Here is a 17,765-nt window from a genome sequence, read left to right as displayed (position 1 = left end):
ATGACTAGAATTGCTTTAATAAACTGTTATTTTGGGAAAAGCTGGCCTTCCTATTTCAGTCACTTTTTGTTTAGCTGCAAATACAATCCGGATGTAGATTTTTTCATATTTACCAATCTGGAAGCTCCTTTTCATATAGCCAATGTCCATTTTATAAAAATCAATGATCTAAGTGAATTCAGTAAAATTGCCAGTGAAAAGCTGAATCTTTCCATCAATATTTTGGATGGCTATAAATTATGTGATTTTAAACCTACTTATGGTCTTATTTTTCAGGAGTATTTGAAAAATTATGACTTTTGGGGATATTGTGATATTGATATTGTTTTTGGTAATATCAGATATTTTATTACCGAGAAAATGCTGAAAAAATATGATGTGATCTCGCCTCTTAAAAATTATCCTGCCGGGTTCTTTACTTTATTCAGAAACAATGAGCAATGCATTACTCTTTTTAAACAAAGTAAAGATTACGCTCATATTTTAGAAAATAGGCGACACTTTTGTTTTGATGAATGTAACTTTGAGTTTGACCTTGTTCACACCAAAGACATTACAGATATTACTACAGAAATTGAAAGCTTTACCCTTGTTTTAAGAAGACTCGAACTTCAAAAGGAAATTAAGTATTATCATAAAAATATAGTACAGGAATTTACCTATTCAGGAGTCATTCATCATTGGATAGAAGGAAATATTGTTAATAGTATAACTGAAAAGCAATACCTATTGATTCACCTTATCAATGTCAAAGATAATCCGTATTTCTTTATTGATCCGATTAGATCTAAAGGCAATTTTTCAATTTCTCCAAAGGGGATCAATTATTCGTTCAATACCTTCACGTATTCCTTAAAGAAAATAAGGGAAAAAATAAAGAAAAGCAACAGACATATCTATTACAGGTTTCTATTGTCCAAATCGAAGCTTCTTTCCTATACCGAAAAACAACATATTAACTTTCTTGAAGAACAATCCTATAAAATTGGAAGATCTCATCTTACATTTTATCCGCAAGATCAAAATAAACTTGTTATTCTCAATATACTAGAACAAAATCTTCATTACAATCAATTTTCTCTTTATAAGCTTAAAGATAATCAGTGGATAGGAAAAAGTAAAAAGGTAATTAGTACGATTGATTTTCATTTTAAAAATGAAGAAAGCATTCCTTATAAGATAAGTATAAGAAATCCTCTAAGCCGTATCAGCGAAAATGCATACTATATCTATTAAAAACTAACCGCATTTATGATTGAAAAAAATAACTACTTAACCTCTTTTAATTTTTTGCTGAAAAAATTTATACAACAAAATATAAAAACCAAAAAAATAAAAGACTACCATATTCCAGTGGAAGATTATACCTTTTTCAGTTTTTATAATATATTAAAAGATGATTTTGATATTGAAGCCATGGTAGTAAAACTGGAACATGAAGATCTGGAGGAACTGCCCTTTCCTGCTATCGCATTCTTAAAAATCAATGGTGGCAGTTTTGCTCTGGTTAATGATTATAAAGACGGAAAAGTGTATTGGGAAAATAAAGAATTTGGAAAACAGATCAATACATTCAGCCTCTTCAAAAGAATAAGTGATACTGTATTCCTTATTTCTTAATAGGTATACTTATCAAATCGTATAAAACAAAAGGTGAACAAATAATGTTCACCTTTTTATATTGTTGGATATGTTACAAGTTATTATAATTCTTTTCTTAACCTTGCAACCGGAATATTGAGCTGTTCACGATATTTTGCAATCGTTCTTCTGGCGATATTATATCCCTGTTCTTTTAAAATGACAACCAAAGCATCATCTGTCAATGGTTTTCTCTTGTTCTCCTTATTAATCACTTCCTGAAGATGAGTTTTGATCTCTTTAGTAGAAACCTCTTCTCCATCATCATTAGTTAAGCTGTCTGAGAACAGATCCTTAAGATAGACGATACCGTTTGGAGTATCTGCATATTTACTTTTCACCACTCTTGAAATGGTAGAAATATCAAATCCGGTAATATCTGCAACATCTTTTAAGATCATGGGTTTCAAAGATTTCTCATCACCCGTAATAAAATAATTTTTCTGAAACTTAACAATAGCTGTAATTGTTTGCAATAAGGTATTCTGACGCTGATTAATCGCATCGATATACCATTTGGCAGCATCTAATTTTTGCTTGATAAACAAAGCAGCCTGTTTATGCTCTGAAGAATTTTTATCATGAGAGTATGTTGTAAGAATATCTTTATATTCTTCAGAAACCCTTAATGTAGGCGCATTTTTACTGTTAAGCATTGGAATAACCATCCCATCCTTCACCTGAATTACAAAATCCGGAATAATTTCCTGATTGATGGTAATTGTTTGAGTATCAAAGTTCCCTCCTACTTTTGGTGACAATTTTGAAATTTCATCCAAAGCGTCTTTCAGATCATCTTCCTCAATATCATACTTCTGGATAATCTTATTATAATGCTTATTCGTTAAAGCATCAAACTGGAATCTCAGAATATTGGCGGCTAAAGAAACAGCTTTATCAGAGCTTACTTTCTTTTCAATCTGTAATAATAAACATTCCTGAAGTCCTCTGGCACCTACACCCGGTGGATCCAGCTTCTGAACATAATTTTCAAGAATATCATCTACTCTTTCCTTAGTGGTATAAATTCCCTGTGAGAAAGCAAGATCATCCACAATAGATTTGATCTCTCTTCTCAAGTATCCATCCGTATCAAGGTTACCGATCAAGTATTCTGCAATCTTTAGATCTTCTTCATTGATATTGATCAGGTGAATTTGTTCTGTGAGATAATCATATAATGACTGCCCTTCCGTTAAAAGACTTTCATTGTCAAATTCTTCATCATCCGGAGAGTAGTTGCTGGATGCAGTTTTATAGCTTGGTTCGTCGTCGTAAAGATACTCGTTAACGTCGAAATCTGTTTCAATGCTTTCTGTACCCTCATCCTGATAAGCGTCTTCCAGGGAAGAATATTCATCTTCCTTAGAATCCTCCTTGGCAATTTCCAAAGCAGGGTTTTCTTCTAACTCTCTCTCCAACTCCTCTTCAAATTCAAGAGTATGCAGCTGAATAAGCTTCATCAACTGGATCTGCTGAGGAGCCAGCTTCTGTCCTAATTTGAGTTGTAAGTGTTGTTTAAGCATATTAATATTGGCGTTTTAACATAACATATTCTACGAATTTAATAAATTTATTTGATAAAAAAATACATTTAGCATGATTTTTGCTTTATACATCTAATATAATAAACTATTGGAAAATAAAAAAAGCCTCATCTGATGATGAAGGCTTTTTTTTATTTTTCTAGAATTCAGCGCTTTTCGGCGTCCTTGGGAAAGGAATTACGTCTCTGATGTTCGTCATTCCCGTTACAAAAAGAACGAGTCTTTCTAACCCTAAACCGAAACCTGCATGGGGTACAGAACCGAATTTTCTGGTATCTAAATACCACCAAAGTTCGTGCTCATCTACATGCATATCTGCCATTTTCTGTTTTAAAACGTCTAATCTTGCTTCTCTTTCAGATCCACCGATGATTTCACCGATACCTGGGAAAAGAACATCCATTGCAGCTACCGTTTTGTTGTCTTCATTCAGCTTCATATAGAAAGCTTTGATTTCTTTCGGATAATCGAACAATACAACCGGACATTCGAAATGTTTTTCAACCAAAAATCTTTCATGCTCAGACTGAAGATCTGTCCCCCAGCTTTCAACAGGATAGGCAAATTTTCCTTTTTTGTTCTCCTTTGAGTTCATTAAAATTTCGATAGCCTCTGTATAGCTTACACGCTTAAAACGCTTAGCTATTACATTTTCAAGCTTTTCGATAAGACCTTCTTTTGCTCTTTCCTTTTCCGGTTTTGATTTTTGTTCTTCTTCAAAACGCTTGTCTAAACTCAAGATCATCTTTACAGTGATCCAATACATATTGAATTACATATTTTAGGAAATCTTCTGCAAGATCAATGTTATCTTCAAGGTTATTGAAGGCAACTTCCGGCTCAATCATCCAGAATTCTGCAAGGTGTCTTGTAGTATTTGAATTCTCTGCACGGAAAGTAGGTCCGAATGTATAGATTCTTCCTAATCCCATTGCTGCAGTTTCTCCTTCAAGCTGTCCGGAAACCGTAAGGTTGGTCTTTTTCCCGAAGAAGTCCTGAGCGAAATCAATTTCTCCCTCTTCCGTTCTTGGCATATTATTCAAGTCGAAGTTGGTAACTCCGAACATTTCTCCTGCTCCTTCAGCATCAGCACCTGTAATAACCGGAGTATTGATATAGAAGAACTGGTTTTGGTTGAAGAATGAATGAACAGCAAAACTTACTGCGTGACGTACTCTGAAAACAGCTCCAAATAAATTGGTCCTGAATCTTAAATGTGCCTGCTCACGAAGTTTCTCTAAACTGTGCTTTTTAGGCTGAAGAATGGTGCTTTGAAGCTCTTCTGTAAAGTTATCTCCTAAAATAATAATCTTTTTAGCAACAATTTCTACAGATTGTCCTGCTCCCTGGCTTTCCACTACTTCACCTACAACTTTAAGAGAAGAAGCTGTGCTAATATTCTTGATAAGTTCTTCATCAAATTTTCGAAATCAACAACTATCTGCAAATTATTAATCGTAGAACCATCATTAAGTGCAATAAAGCGATTAGCACGGAATGATCTTACCCATCCGTAAACTGTAATGTCATGATGTAATACTTTCTTGTAATCCTTTAGGATTTCTTTGATCGTTTGCTTTTTCATTTGTTGATAATAAATTTTTGTATAAAAATTAATGGACGCAAAGTTACAAAAAAACGGCGCAACTTGATGATTGCGCCCTCTTTAAAAATCATTAATCAATTATTTAATCTTCTAATTAAAGAAAATGCTCTTTTTTCGTGACTTTCCATTCCTGATTTTCAAGGCATGATAACAACTCGGAACATCATATTGCCATTGAGGAAGAAATATAACAATCAGAATAACATCAAGATGGGAAATCAATCCCAGAATCACTGTTACATTAAAAGCCCAGCCTGTTTCCTGAAAACCGATCAGATAAGTAAATGCCAGCAATAAACTTAATCCCCACATTTTGGATATAAAAGCATGAGTGCAAGTTTCTTTTCCAAATTTCCATATGCTTACAATATAGCATAACGCTTCCATAATAAAGATCAGCAATATGCTTTTCCATTCATGAATAATCAAATCCGGATTGAGAAAATAAGAAGCAACTCCCAGTGAAAGCCAGAAAACAAGATCAGTCTGACTATCCAGGCGTCGTAGTTTTTCTGAAGAAACACCCGTTTTCCGGGCAATAATCCCATCAAAAATATCGGTAAGTAAACCAAAATACATTAGAATCAGAATATATTGACGCGCTGAATTTCCAATATAATATCCCAGGTACAGAATGACAAATGCTGTGATAAAACGGAATAGGATCAATAGATAAGGTAAATTTTTCATGGGTAATATTTTTAAAAATTAATGATGGGTAAACTTCTCTTATCATTTTTGTTCCATATTCCAACTTGGAGCCCTTTGATTTTTTTCGATCTGTTGAAAATACCTATTTGGACTCCTTTCATTTCATTTGAGTGATTACCAATTCCTATTTGTACTCCCATCATTTTTTCTGAACCATTAAAAGCTGATATACCCACCCCCTTCATTGCAGTCGTTTTATTTCCTATTAAAGAAATTAAAATTCCATTTCCTGTATCAATTGAGTTCATCCATCCAGCTACTGAAACTCCGCTCACCTTTTTCCCATAATTATAAAGGGAAACAGATAATCCATGATGAATTACTTTTTTACCATATCCCGCAGTAGAAACTGAAAGTCCATTTACAATGAGAAAAGTCCCATCTTCTCTTTGCTTGTCCGGATCTGCAAACATCCACATGAAAATTCCTAAAGGGTTAGGTTCAAGATTTAAACCATTAATTTTCTGAGTTTGTCCTGCATGATTATCTAATAAAGTTCCTCCTAATCCTACAGCCACTCCGTTGACATCTTTCACCTGTGCCCCCAATGGTGTTAATGAAATTATTCTATTTTCCACGGTAACAAGAGAATCCTGTCCATATACAAACTCTTGAAATAAACAAAAGCATATTATTAAAGTCGTTGTTCTCATGACTTGCTATTTTAAAATTATATTTCAAAATTACCAGCCGGAAACCCAGTATTAAATGTGAAAAAAAATTAAAAAAAATAGTACATTTGTGAAAATCACAAAACCATGCACCAGGAAGCTTTATTAAAGGAAGTTCGAAGAAAAATCGGTGATAAATCGCTGAATGATGAGATCGCCAATATTCTTAATATTAGCTATGATGCAGCCCATAGAAGAACTTCACTAAAGGCGAAATTCAGTTTTGAAGAAGCTATTGAACTCGCAAAATATTATCAGATTTCGTTGGATCAGTTTCTCACTTCAGATCATCAGATATTAGTCCAGAAAACTTCGGCAGTTACTCAAACAGAAGATCTCCAGTCTTTCTTTCAAAATAATCTGAGCGTCTTTGAAAACCTGCCGCTTTCAGATAAAATGACCATTTATTATTCGGCAAAGGATATTCCGTTTTTCTATACTCTTTCAGATACTTTGCTTTCCCGCTTTAAAATCTATGTCTGGATGAATTTACTGAATGCCAAACAGGTTTTTATCCCCTTTTTACAATTTTCACCACCTCAATTTGAAGCTGACACTCAGAAATTAAGAAGAAAATATGAAGAACAAAATGTCGCTGAATTATGGAATGACATGACTATTTCCAGTATTCTGCAACAGGTTTTATTTTACTACGAAACTGACCTTTTGAAAAAAAATGAAGCACAGATTATTTTACTGGAATTAAAAGAGTTAATAGAATACATTGAGCAAAAGACAGAAAATAATCCAAAGTTTCACTTGTATGAAAATGAATTGATGCATCTTTCCAATGATATCTTTTTCCACCATCCACAGCAGTCGCTTTTTGCTTTACCTACAAATATGTTTGGATATATTTTAATTAATGATGCTAAAACCTGTCAGGAAACGCTGAATTATTTTGAACACCAGATTAAAAATTCAAAGTCATTGAACACTTCGGGAAATCGAGACAGGAAAAAGTTCTTTAATAAAATGTATGAACAGATTAACCGGTTAAAACAAAATCTATCATAATTACTCTCTTGAAATAAAGGAATCTTCTGAAAATTCATTGACAATTATCCTAAATAAAGAAATAGCACTGTATTAAGGCATTGGCAAACAGATGGGAATTGTTGTGTTTTCTTTATCACAAATAAGCAAAATTACCGTGGGTTTAGTTAACGTTTTTGAAAATTTGTTGTCGTAGTTTTACTACAATTTTTAAAATTTAACCTTCAAAATGAATTTCAAGTACAGTTTTTTAATAGATTTACTAGATAATTCACATTTAATGGAAATCGATTATTTCGAATATAAGGTACGCAACGGTGATACGCTGAAATCCGTTGCCTCACGGATAGGTATGACCGGAGAGGAGCTTAAACTGTTTCACAATTCTCATTGTCAGAAAATGGATCGGGTATGGTTTGAAAACCTTAATGAAGTCAAAATATTGCTTGTTCCAACCAATTTCAAAACAGAAAAAGAAAAGGAACAGGAAAGAAAAAACAATCTTCCTTCTGTTGTCTTATCAGATTCATTCTTTGCAAAGACTTATAATATCTGTGAAGCTATTGAAACATCATTTCAGCCGGATGTAAAGATTAATTACATCATCGATCTGAATCTGCGCAAGAACCAAACGATTCTTACCTATGCACAGAAGGACTTTAAGTCTGACGGAAATATTCCTGACGATAAAGTAAGTGATCTTTCCATTGCCTGTATGAAAAGTATTATGCCTATTGAATTTACACTCGATCATCAAGGCAGAATCACCGGATTTTCAGATCATAAGAAGATAACTACAATTTTTGCTACCCAACGTAAAGAGCTTGAAGATTTCTATATAGGAGAGATCACTAAAAAATATATGGATTCATTTGAGAATAATACATTGGATGCAAAGTTTCTTTTGCAGCAATTTCAAAGTACTCTGGTCTTCCAGACCTTATTCCCTAAAATGGAATGGTTCCATAAAAAAACAGACTGGATAGAAGTATTTTATTTTTTCCAAAACTCCTTTCCTATACAATGCAAGATGAATATTGAACAGGAGAATGAAGATGATCATCTTGTCATCACTACCATAAAAGGAAAAACAACAGATTTGTACAATTTACAGGAAATGATTCGGGGAATAAGGCTCAATAAAGCTGCAACAGAAACTGTATCAGGAGAGATTACATTAAAATACACCACTCATAAGAAAAATAAAGACTTGCTTCATGCCAAAGCTTCCCTATTACTGAAGTATGAGGAAGAGCCTATTCATCAACACAATATCACTATAACACAAGGATAATATGAAAAATTATGTTACACAGCAGGGTGACACTTTCAGTTCACTCGCCCAAAAATTCAGATTAAAAAATGAAGGCATTCTAAAGACCTATCATAACCTCCACTGTTCTGAGGAAGATATCGTGCAAGAACCTATTCCCGGAATGAAGATCCTTATTCCTGAAGATACTAAGCTGATGACCAATGAAGCCGAACATCAAGAGACTTCCAATATCAACTCTTCAGAAGAGGAAAATCAGACTTCAGCCATTCAAGATACACAAGATTCTTCAGAACAGCAGTACCATGAAGAGCAATCCTCTGGAAAAACAGAGAAAAAACAGGAAAAGGAAAATAAAAAAAAGGAAAACGAAGATGGATCTGATGCCCATGATGGAAAATATTTTGTTGTTCAAAAAGGAATGTGCCAATGTAATCAAGGGTTTAAATTTCCGAAATTCAAAGTTACAAGTCATCAAAAACACTATTGGAATGATGCCGACGGACAAGCCGATTATCTTGCCGTAACAGAAGATGACCTTACTTTTGATCCTCCGGCGATGCCTTTTGGAAATTGTAAGCTTAAACCGACATCCGGTGGTTACCTGCCTTGTGCGTATGCTCCCGCCGGGAAATGGCAAAAGCCTTACGAAAAAGTAAAAGTGATGGAAAAAAACTGTCTTACGGAAGTTTCTGAACTGATGTGCAGTACAGGGGGAAAAATCACCATCCTGAAACATGGACAGCAGAGTGAAGCCGGTAAATCTCATGTTGAGAATGCCAACTCCAGGGAGCAGCAGATCTATAATCCTGTTGTGAATTTTGACGAGTTTAAGGAAGAGATTCTGGGAAAAGATTTCTCTGATGATTATCAATAGTATTTATTAACTTTAGGTATTAACATTATGATTAACGGATCTCAAAATCCTATTGCAGGAAAAGACGAAATTTATACTTTGACAGATTATAGCTTAGGGTTGGCCTATTTGGATACAAACCCTAAATATACCTGGTATATTAAAAGATTATATAGAAAAGAATGGATAGACATCACTAAAAAACCACAGAAAACGGGCCTATCAGTACCCTTTAACTTTGGACCTCAAGTGGTAGGAGAAAAATTTCTGCTGGAAGTGTATAAAGAAACCAAGAATATTTTTACACAGAAAAATGAAACCCATAAAATGGGAGAATTACAGATAATTCCGGCTTCAGGTAAAGTTCCTAAAATTACCAAAGTAGTTCTTTTTAATCGTGGAGCAAAGGATGTGAACAAAGCCAGCTACACAGATAAATTAGTTGCCAGAGCTTATTGTGTGGGAATGTTCAATAAAACCATCAATTTTCATTTATGGGAAGATGATGCACCAGGGGGCGGGCATAATGCTGAAATCAATAAAAACAACCGTATCAACAAGGCTTATCCTGCAAGGGTAAATGGGAATGGAATTGCAGAAACGGAAATATCATTAAGTGCAGACCAAAACGTAATGAAACAGGTTGCCAATCGCTTTATGATGCGTGGTGATACCAGCGAAGGCGCTTTTCATGAGTTTTATGTTACCGCAAGTTATGACGGCAAAATACTAAATGCCAACCAAACCAATGTAGATGTAGCCAATCCGGATTACAAAAAGCCACAACCTAAACCCAGCACACCGCAACAACCCAAACCTAATACTCCACAAAGAGCCAACACCCCTGCGCCGCCACAACAGGAAAACTTACTAGCCAAGTCTATTAATTTTATTGTTGATAATGTAATGAAAACTTTCACTATTGAGAAAACGAAAAGTCCTTCAATGGTAAAGGTGCAGCCAAAACCTAATATATTAACAACATGTTTATGTAAAGAGCAATATATAGATTTAGTATGGGGTGAAAAAGTAAATTGCGATTTTAGAAAAAAAGTTGTTGAGATTTGCCAGGCTCTATGGCCAAATAACTATATGGATATGGCAAGTGGCTTAATGGCTGTAATGTATGTTGAAACTTCTGGTTCATTTAAAGCACATCAAATTATGGGAAAATCTTTAGGAGATGTTAATAGTATTACAAAAGATGATTTTTGGTTAATTAAAAAAGATAAAAAAACAGGAAAAGAAATCTCGAGAAGTTCTAGAGCGGTTGGTTTAATTCAATTTACACAAGCTGCATTGCAAGCGATTGGAGAATTTACATCAGGTACTGGTTTTGACAAATTGCATGAAGTGAAATTACGATTTGCAAAAATGGGAGAAGTTAACCAATTAGATTATGTAAAAAAATATTTTGAACCAAGCAAAGATAAAATCAAATCTCCTGAAGATATTTACTTGCATGTATTTGCTCCAAAAGGTGTTGGAAAAGCCGATAGTTATGTACTTTATGAAAACGGCACAGAAGAATATAGACAAAATTCTAGTGTTGACACCAAAAGCAAAGGAAAATACAAAAATGATGGAAATATTCAGCGGTCAGAAATTTTAGAAAGATATCATTCCAGTTATGATGATGGTGAAAAAAATAAACCAGCAACATTTAATTGTAATAATAATGCAACACCTCCAATAAACAATCCAACTCTGTGTCCAAGTGATTCTTCTCAATGTTTTGAATATGCAGATGTAATTTCTAACCCTAAAATTAACGATCAAAGTAATAATGCTAACAAAAATAGGTTTCATAGGGATAAAAGATACAATTCAACTTATCCTGATGGCTATTATCACACTGGAACTGATATACTCAGCGGAGGAAAATTTGTTGAAATTCATTCTTTATTATGTGGAGAGGTTGTGGACACAGTAACGTCTTTCAGTTCACAGGAATATAGAAAAAATTCTATGGGAAATACAATAACTATAAAATCAAAAGATAAAGAAGGAAAAGATGTTTGGATTATTTATTGTCATTTGGATAGCGTAAAAGTGAAAGCGGGACAGAAAGTTAAGCATGGAGAAGCAATAGGAGTATCAGGGTGTACTGGAAATGCAGGACTTAAACCAAATGGAACTAGAGGAATAGAAATTAGATATTGGCATGTACACATTGAAGCATCAAGAGAAAATAAATTTTTTGGGAGCAAAAAAAGGATTGATGCAGAGCAATTTATGAAAACAAAATTTGATGAAACAACAAAAGGAAATCCTATCAAATAAAATGAAAAAATTAATATTAATATTATTTGCAATTTCATTACAAAGTTGCAATGGACAAGATAAAGATAAAGCAAATACTGCTACTCAAAAAAAAGAAATAAAAAGTATTGTTGAATCTTCCATTAACTTTTTAGATAAAAAATATCAAGATCAAGGATTTACAATCCCAGATTCTCCGAATCCTTATCCTACCTATTCTTTTTTGTCCAAAAAGGTAGGAAGCTTTACTGTTGACTATATTGGAAAAACTGATAACATTCAATATTTTTGGAATGTTGATAATACAAATGGTTATTTTTCTAAATATTCAAGTCCAGAAGATGCAGCATATAAATCGGATGATATAAAGAAATTAATAAATAATAAAGATTACTATATTATTGCTTCCTATCTTCCAAATAAATATATTTCTTATTTAGGAGGTGAAGATGGTGAGTTTGATTTAAAACCTGGTGCTATTACTTCTTTCTATTTATATGAAAATAATAAGTGGAAATTAATTGGTGAAGCAAAAACTGCCAAAATTTCAGAAAATTTATTAGCCTTTAAAACTAGCTTAATTCAAAGAGAATGGTTTAGAAATATTGGTAATCTTACTCAAAATTATGATGGTTCACATTCTGTTTCAGTAGATACAGAAGCTACAACAACAGGAATGGCTTCCATATCATATAATTTTATTATTAAAAAGAATAATATACATCTGTCTTTAACAACATATCATGAATCTAATTTATGTGAAGGGAAATATTTTGCACTAGAAAAAAACAATCAATTGGAAATATATTATTTTGATAATGAGCTTTCATGTATTTCTATTGACCCAAAATTTTATATTAAGAAAGAGAATGAAAAATTTTACATAAAAAGTGTTGGAGGAGAAGGAACTTATAATAAATGGATTTTAATGCATTAAATATATTGCAGTTATAAAAAACTTGATGAAAATGGAAATGCAATTAAATAGAATAATATGTGTCTTTTTTTTATTAATCCTTTTTTCTTGTAAAAAGGAAAATAATTTTGTTCATGAAAAATTATCTCCTCCTGATAAAACTTGGCTAGGCAATTATTCAATTAAAACAGATGCTATTAGTATTGCGGATAATAAAAAATTTATTTTAAGATATTACATTACCATAAATTCTTTATCTAAAGCCATTTTAAACATTGGTGCAGAAAATCCTCAAGATTATAACTGTGAAGGAGATTACACGCTACAAAAAGAAAATAACATATTATCTGGTTCAGGAAAATGTGATGAAGATGACACAAATGATTTTTATATCAAAAAAGAAAACAATAATTTTTTTATAAAGAGCAAACGTTTTATTAATCAAGATTGGCAGGAGCTTAAGAAGGAATGACACATTTAATAATTTTATTATCATTTTTAAGCCTATTTTGAAAAGATGGTGATTAATTATCTTTATTCTACTGTTGAACAAACATATAAATAAAGAGAAATACATAAATATATAACATTCAAAACCCGGATACAAAAGCCACAACCTAAGCCCAGCACACCGCAAAGAACAAATATACCTCCGCCAGCCCAACCTCAGCAAGGAGAAAATTTAATTGCCAAGTCTATTAATTTTATTGTAGATAATGTAATGAAACCTAAAGAAAGGTGAGGGACAAGTTGTATATAATGCAATTAAAGATTATTTGTAATCTTAATATAAAATAATTATATGAAGTATATATTAATAATTATTACATCATTTGTATTTTTTAATTCTTCTTGTAAGGAGAAAAAACATGAGAATGTCATAGAAAAAAATGCGACTTTAATAAAGAATAATATTCAAGTTTCAAACAGTTTAGAAAATGACAATAACTTAAACCCGTGTAAAATATCAACTCGAAATAAAGATTTGATACTAGAATGTAATGATAAGCAAATCATTTATAGAGACTTCATCATAAATGAAATGTCAGTTTCTACAGAATTTATTCGTGGGGATAAAAATAATTTTACTTTATTATATGAATTAAATGCATCCACAACGAAAGTTAAAGAAAAGTATGATTTCATTTATTCAGATAGCGGCATTGAACTTTTTTCCAAAGAAATTATCAAGTTTGGAAGGGATGGAATTTTGATTAATAGAATCTATTTTGACAATTACAATCTTGATGAAAAAAAATATGAAGATTTAGAAACTTTAGGTTCTGATTTGGAGGAAAAATTTAACAATGATAATCCTAAAGCTTTTATATATGACTCAAAAAAGCATTTACTTGGTGAAATAAATTATAAATCTTCGATTGAAGATTTTTACATTAATTATCCTAATGTAAATAATATTAGTCTAGAAATTACAAATGTTGAAAACGCAAATAATCAAGCATATAATCTACAACAAATGGGTGCTAATAATGATTCAAAACTATTATTAGATAATATTGTCAAACAATTTCCTAATAGGGTTGTTGCATGGTTAAATTTGGGAGATGTAAATTGGGAGTTAAACGAAAAAACAAAAGCTAAAGAAGCTTATAGCAAATATATTTCACTAATGAAGTCTCAAAATAAAAATTTATCAAAAATTCCACAAAGAGTTTATGAAAGAAGTAAGTAATTGATATTTTGCTATCAACCAAACTAATGTAGATGTAGCCAACCCAGATTACAAAAAACTACAACCTAAACCCTCTACACCACAAAGAACAAGCACACCACAGAAAACCAACACTCCCCTACCCAAACAACCTCAACAAGAGGAAAATCACTTGAAAATTTTGATTTAGATAAGATTTTAGAATAATGAAAAACCTCGTTTTAATATTATTTGCGTGTCAACTTTTTTCTTGTCAGAAGGAAAGTAAAGTTACCATTGAAGATAAAAAAGATATAAATAACAGCAATATCACAAAAATAGAAGAAATTATAAAAAAACAATTAGCATATGGAGCTGCACAATATTTTCAAGAAGCAGGAGTAGAAATGCCAAAACCTGAATTTTCTATTGATGAATTAAATGAGGTGTCTCTAGTTACTAATGATATTTTAAAGAAAAATGGTTATATACAAATTTCTGATGAAGACTTTAAATCCAAAATAAAAGAAATCTTCAACAGAATTTTAGAAATGAATTCTAATAACAATATTATTTATTTAAACTATTTTGATAGATGTAATAAAAACATTATAAAATACCCTAATAATGGAACTGATTACAACGGAACTTACATTATTAAAAATCAAAAAATGATTACCGATTTTTATTATTTGCCAGAATTAGTTGATTATGAAAAAAAATATCCTCAATTACATGAAGCCGAATTAAAATCGATTGATACTTATAAAGATAAAGATGGTGATGAAATTAAAATTGAAAAATGGAAAAATTTAGAAGATTTAAAGAATACCAGATATAACAATACTCAAAAAATTGTTAATAGAAATAAATATTTATTTAATGACAATAAAGCTAGTCTTGCCTGGCTAAAGTCTAATGATGAATATTTTTTAGAATCATTAGTTAAGATATTTGGATATACAAAGGATAAAGATTTACTAGAATGGGTAATGAAAAGAAATGAATCTAAAGCAAATGATTTTGTTAACCAGTTTCTTTTTGTAAGAAATTGCAAAGGTGAATTAGAAATAAGAGAAGGCATCTTAAAATATATAGAAGACAATACAACAGAAGATGAAAAGACTCAAAATTACGTAAATGCTATTGCAGCATATGATGTAAATGATAAAAATAATAATTGGGATGAAAAAGAAATTATTAAAATAAGAGCTTATATAGCCAATACTTATGATTTTTTATTTATGAAATATAAAAACATAGGTAATACTAATATTGGACGTTTTAGTTATTTAGGGCTTATTTTTTATAATTCAAATAAAGAAAACAGTAAGGATTGGCAACAAATTGAAGAAAATTTTAAACAGAATAATTATTATAATTTACCACACTTAAAAAATGCTTCCAGCTTTGCATTAGAGTTTGAATCAGGTGCTTCTTACTAATGTTTAATTTGATGAAAATATATTTCTTTGTAATATGCTTATTATTTATTGAATGTAATTCTTCCGGTCAAAATAATCATGGTTCAAATAAAATTCTGAATAATAATTTAATTCAGAAAAAGGCTCAATAGATTCTTTGAATATTTACTTTCATAAGGCAAAAGAAAATGAAATAAAATTTATTCATTCATTTTTCTAATTTTTTTTTGCAAATTCAGGAAACATTTGGATATATTTTAATTAATGATGCTAAAACCTGTCAGGAAACGCTGAATTATTTTGAACACCAGATTAAAAATTCAAAGTCACTGAATACTTCAGGAAATCGAGACAGGAAAAAGTTCTTTAATAAAATGTATGAACAGATTAACCGGTTAAAACAAAATCTATCATGAACAGTCTTCGTAACGGCGAATATTTTGGGGAAACCAATCAAAGAATCAATTTAGAAGGATTAACGATCACTGATACGGAATATACTCATCCTTATGTAGACTGGCATTATCACGAAAATGCTTACTTTACTTTTCTCCTTCAGGGCAATATGACGGAAGGAAACAAGAAAGAAACATACGGATGCTCAGCAGGAACATTATTGTATCACCATTGGGAAGATCCGCACTATAATAGGAAACCGGATGTTTTTACCAGAGGCTTCCACATTGAAATCACTCAAAATTGGTTTGAACAGTTTGGCCTTCAGAAAAACAAGGTTGAAGGCAGCTTCAATATAAAAAATCCAGCCTTCAAGCTATTGGTACATCAAATTTTTAAAGAAACGAAAACCAATAATACATCTCTTGAGATGACGGTCAATCAGTTATTACTGCATCTTTTCAGTCAATTAACCCACGAGAGGGAAATCAAAGAAAGAAAACCGTTGTGGGCAGGTCAGATTAATGAGATTTTACATGAAAATGTTGCTGAAACCCTTAATCTGGTAGAACTATCTAAGGCATTGAACATCCATCCTATCCATTTAAGCAGGGATTTTCATAAATATTTTCATTGCAATCTGGGAGAATATCTCCGGAAATTAAAGATTAATAAATCTATGGAACTTCTCAATTCGCCATCTTCTTTGACGGATATTGCTCTGGAATGCGGTTTTTCAGATCAAAGTCATTTCATCCGGTGCTTCAAAGAAAATATAGGCATCACCCCATTGAAATACAGAAATCTCCTGAAAACTCGCTAAAATCTTTCAAATACAATGACCATTCACGATTTGGATACATCATTCTCCGATTCGGCTACATTTCCATGAGTGTAAGTTTTCATCTTTGTACCATCATTTAAACAAAAAAATATTTAAAAATGGAAACAAAAAAAGTATGGTTTGTGACAGGAGCTTCAAAAGGCTTAGGATTTGAGTTGGTAAAAAAATTATTATCCGAAGGATTCCGGGTTGCTGCAACAAGCCGTACCATTGAATCTCTGATATCGGCCTTTGGAAAAACATCTGAAAACTTCCTTCCACTTAACGTCAATATTAAAGACAACGATGACATAAAATCTGTGATCTCAAAGACGGTTGAGCATTTCGGACAAATTGATGTAGTAGTCAACAATGCAGGGTACGGACAAATCGGAACTCTGGAAGAGCTTACCGATGAAGAGGCTAGAGAAAATTATGCAGTGAATGTTTTCGGAACATTAAACGTCATTAGAAATGCCCTTCCCTATCTTCGTGAGCAAAGATCAGGAAACATCTTCAATATATCTTCTGTAGGTGGATATTCAGCAAATTTTCCGGGCTGGGGAATTTACTGTTCAACAAAATTTGCGGTAGCCGGATTTACAGAAGCACTCGCTGAAGAAGTAAAAGATTTCGGAATTCATGCTACAGTTGTTTATCCAGGATACTTCCGTACGGATTTCTTACATAAAGATTCTGTGAGAACCCCTTCAAATCCTATTCAAGCCTATGAAGCAGCAAGACAATCGGAGCAGGCTCACCTTAATGAAATCAACGGAAATCAGCCTAATGATCCAGTGAAAGCAGCTGATGTCCTGATCCAGATCAGCAAAGAGAAAAATCCTCCTGTTCATTTATTATTAGGAGTAGGAACTATGGAATTTCTCAATAATAAAATTGATATCTTAAAGAAAGACGCTGAAAAATGGGAAAACCTGACTGTTTCAACGGCAATTTAATATCATCATGATATCCATCAACTCTGATCGCTC

General features: G+C 32.1%; 15 protein-coding genes and 1 pseudogene. 12 read left to right on the top strand and 4 right to left on the bottom strand.

Translation table 11 applies throughout. The features are described 5' to 3' along the window. On the top strand, nt 1-1,236 hold the full coding sequence (locus tag QWZ06_RS04865) for a DUF6625 family protein (RefSeq protein WP_290296098.1): 1,236 nt from the start codon (nt 1-3) through the stop codon (nt 1,234-1,236). Between the two features lie 15 nt (nt 1,237-1,251). Next, the gene (locus QWZ06_RS04860; RefSeq protein WP_290296096.1) at nt 1,252-1,620 is read left to right on the top strand and encodes a cysteine peptidase family C39 domain-containing protein; all 369 of its coding nucleotides are present in this window, start codon (nt 1,252-1,254) and stop codon (nt 1,618-1,620) included. 83 nt (nt 1,621-1,703) lie between these two features. Here QWZ06_RS04860 and rpoN read toward each other — a convergent pair whose 3' ends face one another. The 4 genes and pseudogenes from rpoN to QWZ06_RS04840 all read right to left on the bottom strand — a co-directional run bounded on the left by rpoN (nt 1,704) and on the right by QWZ06_RS04840 (nt 6,158). After that, the gene (rpoN, locus tag QWZ06_RS04855) at nt 1,704-3,167 is read right to left on the bottom strand and encodes an RNA polymerase factor sigma-54 (protein ID WP_290296094.1); all 1,464 of its coding nucleotides are present in this window, start codon (nt 3,165-3,167) and stop codon (nt 1,704-1,706) included. A gap of 160 nt (nt 3,168-3,327) precedes the next feature. Beyond that, nucleotides 3,328-4,773 (bottom strand): annotated as a pseudogene (gene asnS / locus QWZ06_RS04850) (asparagine--tRNA ligase). A 111-nt stretch (nt 4,774-4,884) separates the two neighbouring features. Further along, nucleotides 4,885-5,484 (bottom strand): CDP-alcohol phosphatidyltransferase family protein, encoded by a 600-nt coding sequence (locus QWZ06_RS04845; protein WP_290296091.1) that lies wholly within the window; start codon nt 5,482-5,484, stop codon nt 4,885-4,887. 11 nt (nt 5,485-5,495) lie between these two features. Beyond that, nucleotides 5,496-6,158 (bottom strand): LA_2272 family surface repeat-containing protein, encoded by a 663-nt coding sequence (locus QWZ06_RS04840; RefSeq protein WP_290296089.1) that lies wholly within the window; start codon nt 6,156-6,158, stop codon nt 5,496-5,498. A gap of 105 nt (nt 6,159-6,263) precedes the next feature. On the opposite strand from QWZ06_RS04840, the gene QWZ06_RS04835 reads away from it, so the two are divergent. The 10 genes from QWZ06_RS04835 (at nt 6,264) to QWZ06_RS04790 (ending at nt 17,732) form a co-directional block, all read left to right on the top strand. Beyond that, a complete protein-coding gene (locus tag QWZ06_RS04835; RefSeq protein WP_290296088.1) occupies nt 6,264-7,193 on the top strand; it encodes a helix-turn-helix domain-containing protein in 930 nt (309 codons plus the stop codon). A gap of 259 nt (nt 7,194-7,452) precedes the next feature. Next, nucleotides 7,453-8,466, top strand: coding sequence for a hypothetical protein (locus tag QWZ06_RS04830; protein WP_290296086.1), 1,014 nt, complete (start codon nt 7,453-7,455; stop codon nt 8,464-8,466). A gap of 1 nt (nt 8,467) precedes the next feature. Then, nucleotides 8,468-9,322 (top strand): DUF4280 domain-containing protein, encoded by an 855-nt coding sequence (locus tag QWZ06_RS04825; protein ID WP_290296085.1) that lies wholly within the window; start codon nt 8,468-8,470, stop codon nt 9,320-9,322. Nucleotides 9,323-9,349: 27 nt separating this feature from the next. Next, complete coding sequence (locus QWZ06_RS04820) at nt 9,350-11,584, top strand: M23 family metallopeptidase (protein WP_290296083.1); 2,235 nt, start codon at nt 9,350-9,352, stop codon at nt 11,582-11,584. Next, nucleotides 11,553-12,500 (top strand): hypothetical protein, encoded by a 948-nt coding sequence (locus QWZ06_RS04815; RefSeq protein ID WP_290296080.1) that lies wholly within the window; start codon nt 11,553-11,555, stop codon nt 12,498-12,500. The genes QWZ06_RS04820 and QWZ06_RS04815 overlap by 32 nt, the downstream gene beginning before the upstream one ends. Nucleotides 12,501-12,525: 25 nt before the next feature. Further along, nucleotides 12,526-12,951 carry a hypothetical protein gene (locus QWZ06_RS04810; RefSeq protein ID WP_290296079.1) on the top strand — a complete coding sequence of 142 codons (426 nt, stop codon included), beginning with the start codon at nt 12,526-12,528 and terminating at the stop codon, nt 12,949-12,951. A gap of 330 nt (nt 12,952-13,281) precedes the next feature. After that, a complete protein-coding gene (locus QWZ06_RS04805; protein ID WP_290296077.1) occupies nt 13,282-14,172 on the top strand; it encodes a tetratricopeptide repeat protein in 891 nt (296 codons plus the stop codon). 185 nt (nt 14,173-14,357) lie between these two features. Next, nucleotides 14,358-15,575, top strand: a complete 1,218-nt coding sequence (locus tag QWZ06_RS04800; protein WP_290296075.1) for a hypothetical protein — start codon at nt 14,358-14,360, stop codon at nt 15,573-15,575. A 391-nt stretch (nt 15,576-15,966) separates the two neighbouring features. Continuing rightward, nucleotides 15,967-16,773, top strand: coding sequence for a helix-turn-helix transcriptional regulator (locus QWZ06_RS04795; RefSeq protein WP_290296072.1), 807 nt, complete (start codon nt 15,967-15,969; stop codon nt 16,771-16,773). Between the two features lie 119 nt (nt 16,774-16,892). Beyond that, nucleotides 16,893-17,732, top strand: a complete 840-nt coding sequence (locus tag QWZ06_RS04790) for an SDR family NAD(P)-dependent oxidoreductase (protein WP_290296070.1) — start codon at nt 16,893-16,895, stop codon at nt 17,730-17,732. Nucleotides 17,733-17,765 lie beyond the last annotated feature (33 nt).

It is taken from the genome of Chryseobacterium tructae (genome assembly GCF_030409875.1).
Lineage (GTDB): Bacteria > Bacteroidota > Bacteroidia > Flavobacteriales > Weeksellaceae > Chryseobacterium > Chryseobacterium tructae.
Note: the sequence above shows the minus strand (reverse complement) of the source record. Positions and strands in the feature narration are given on the sequence as shown.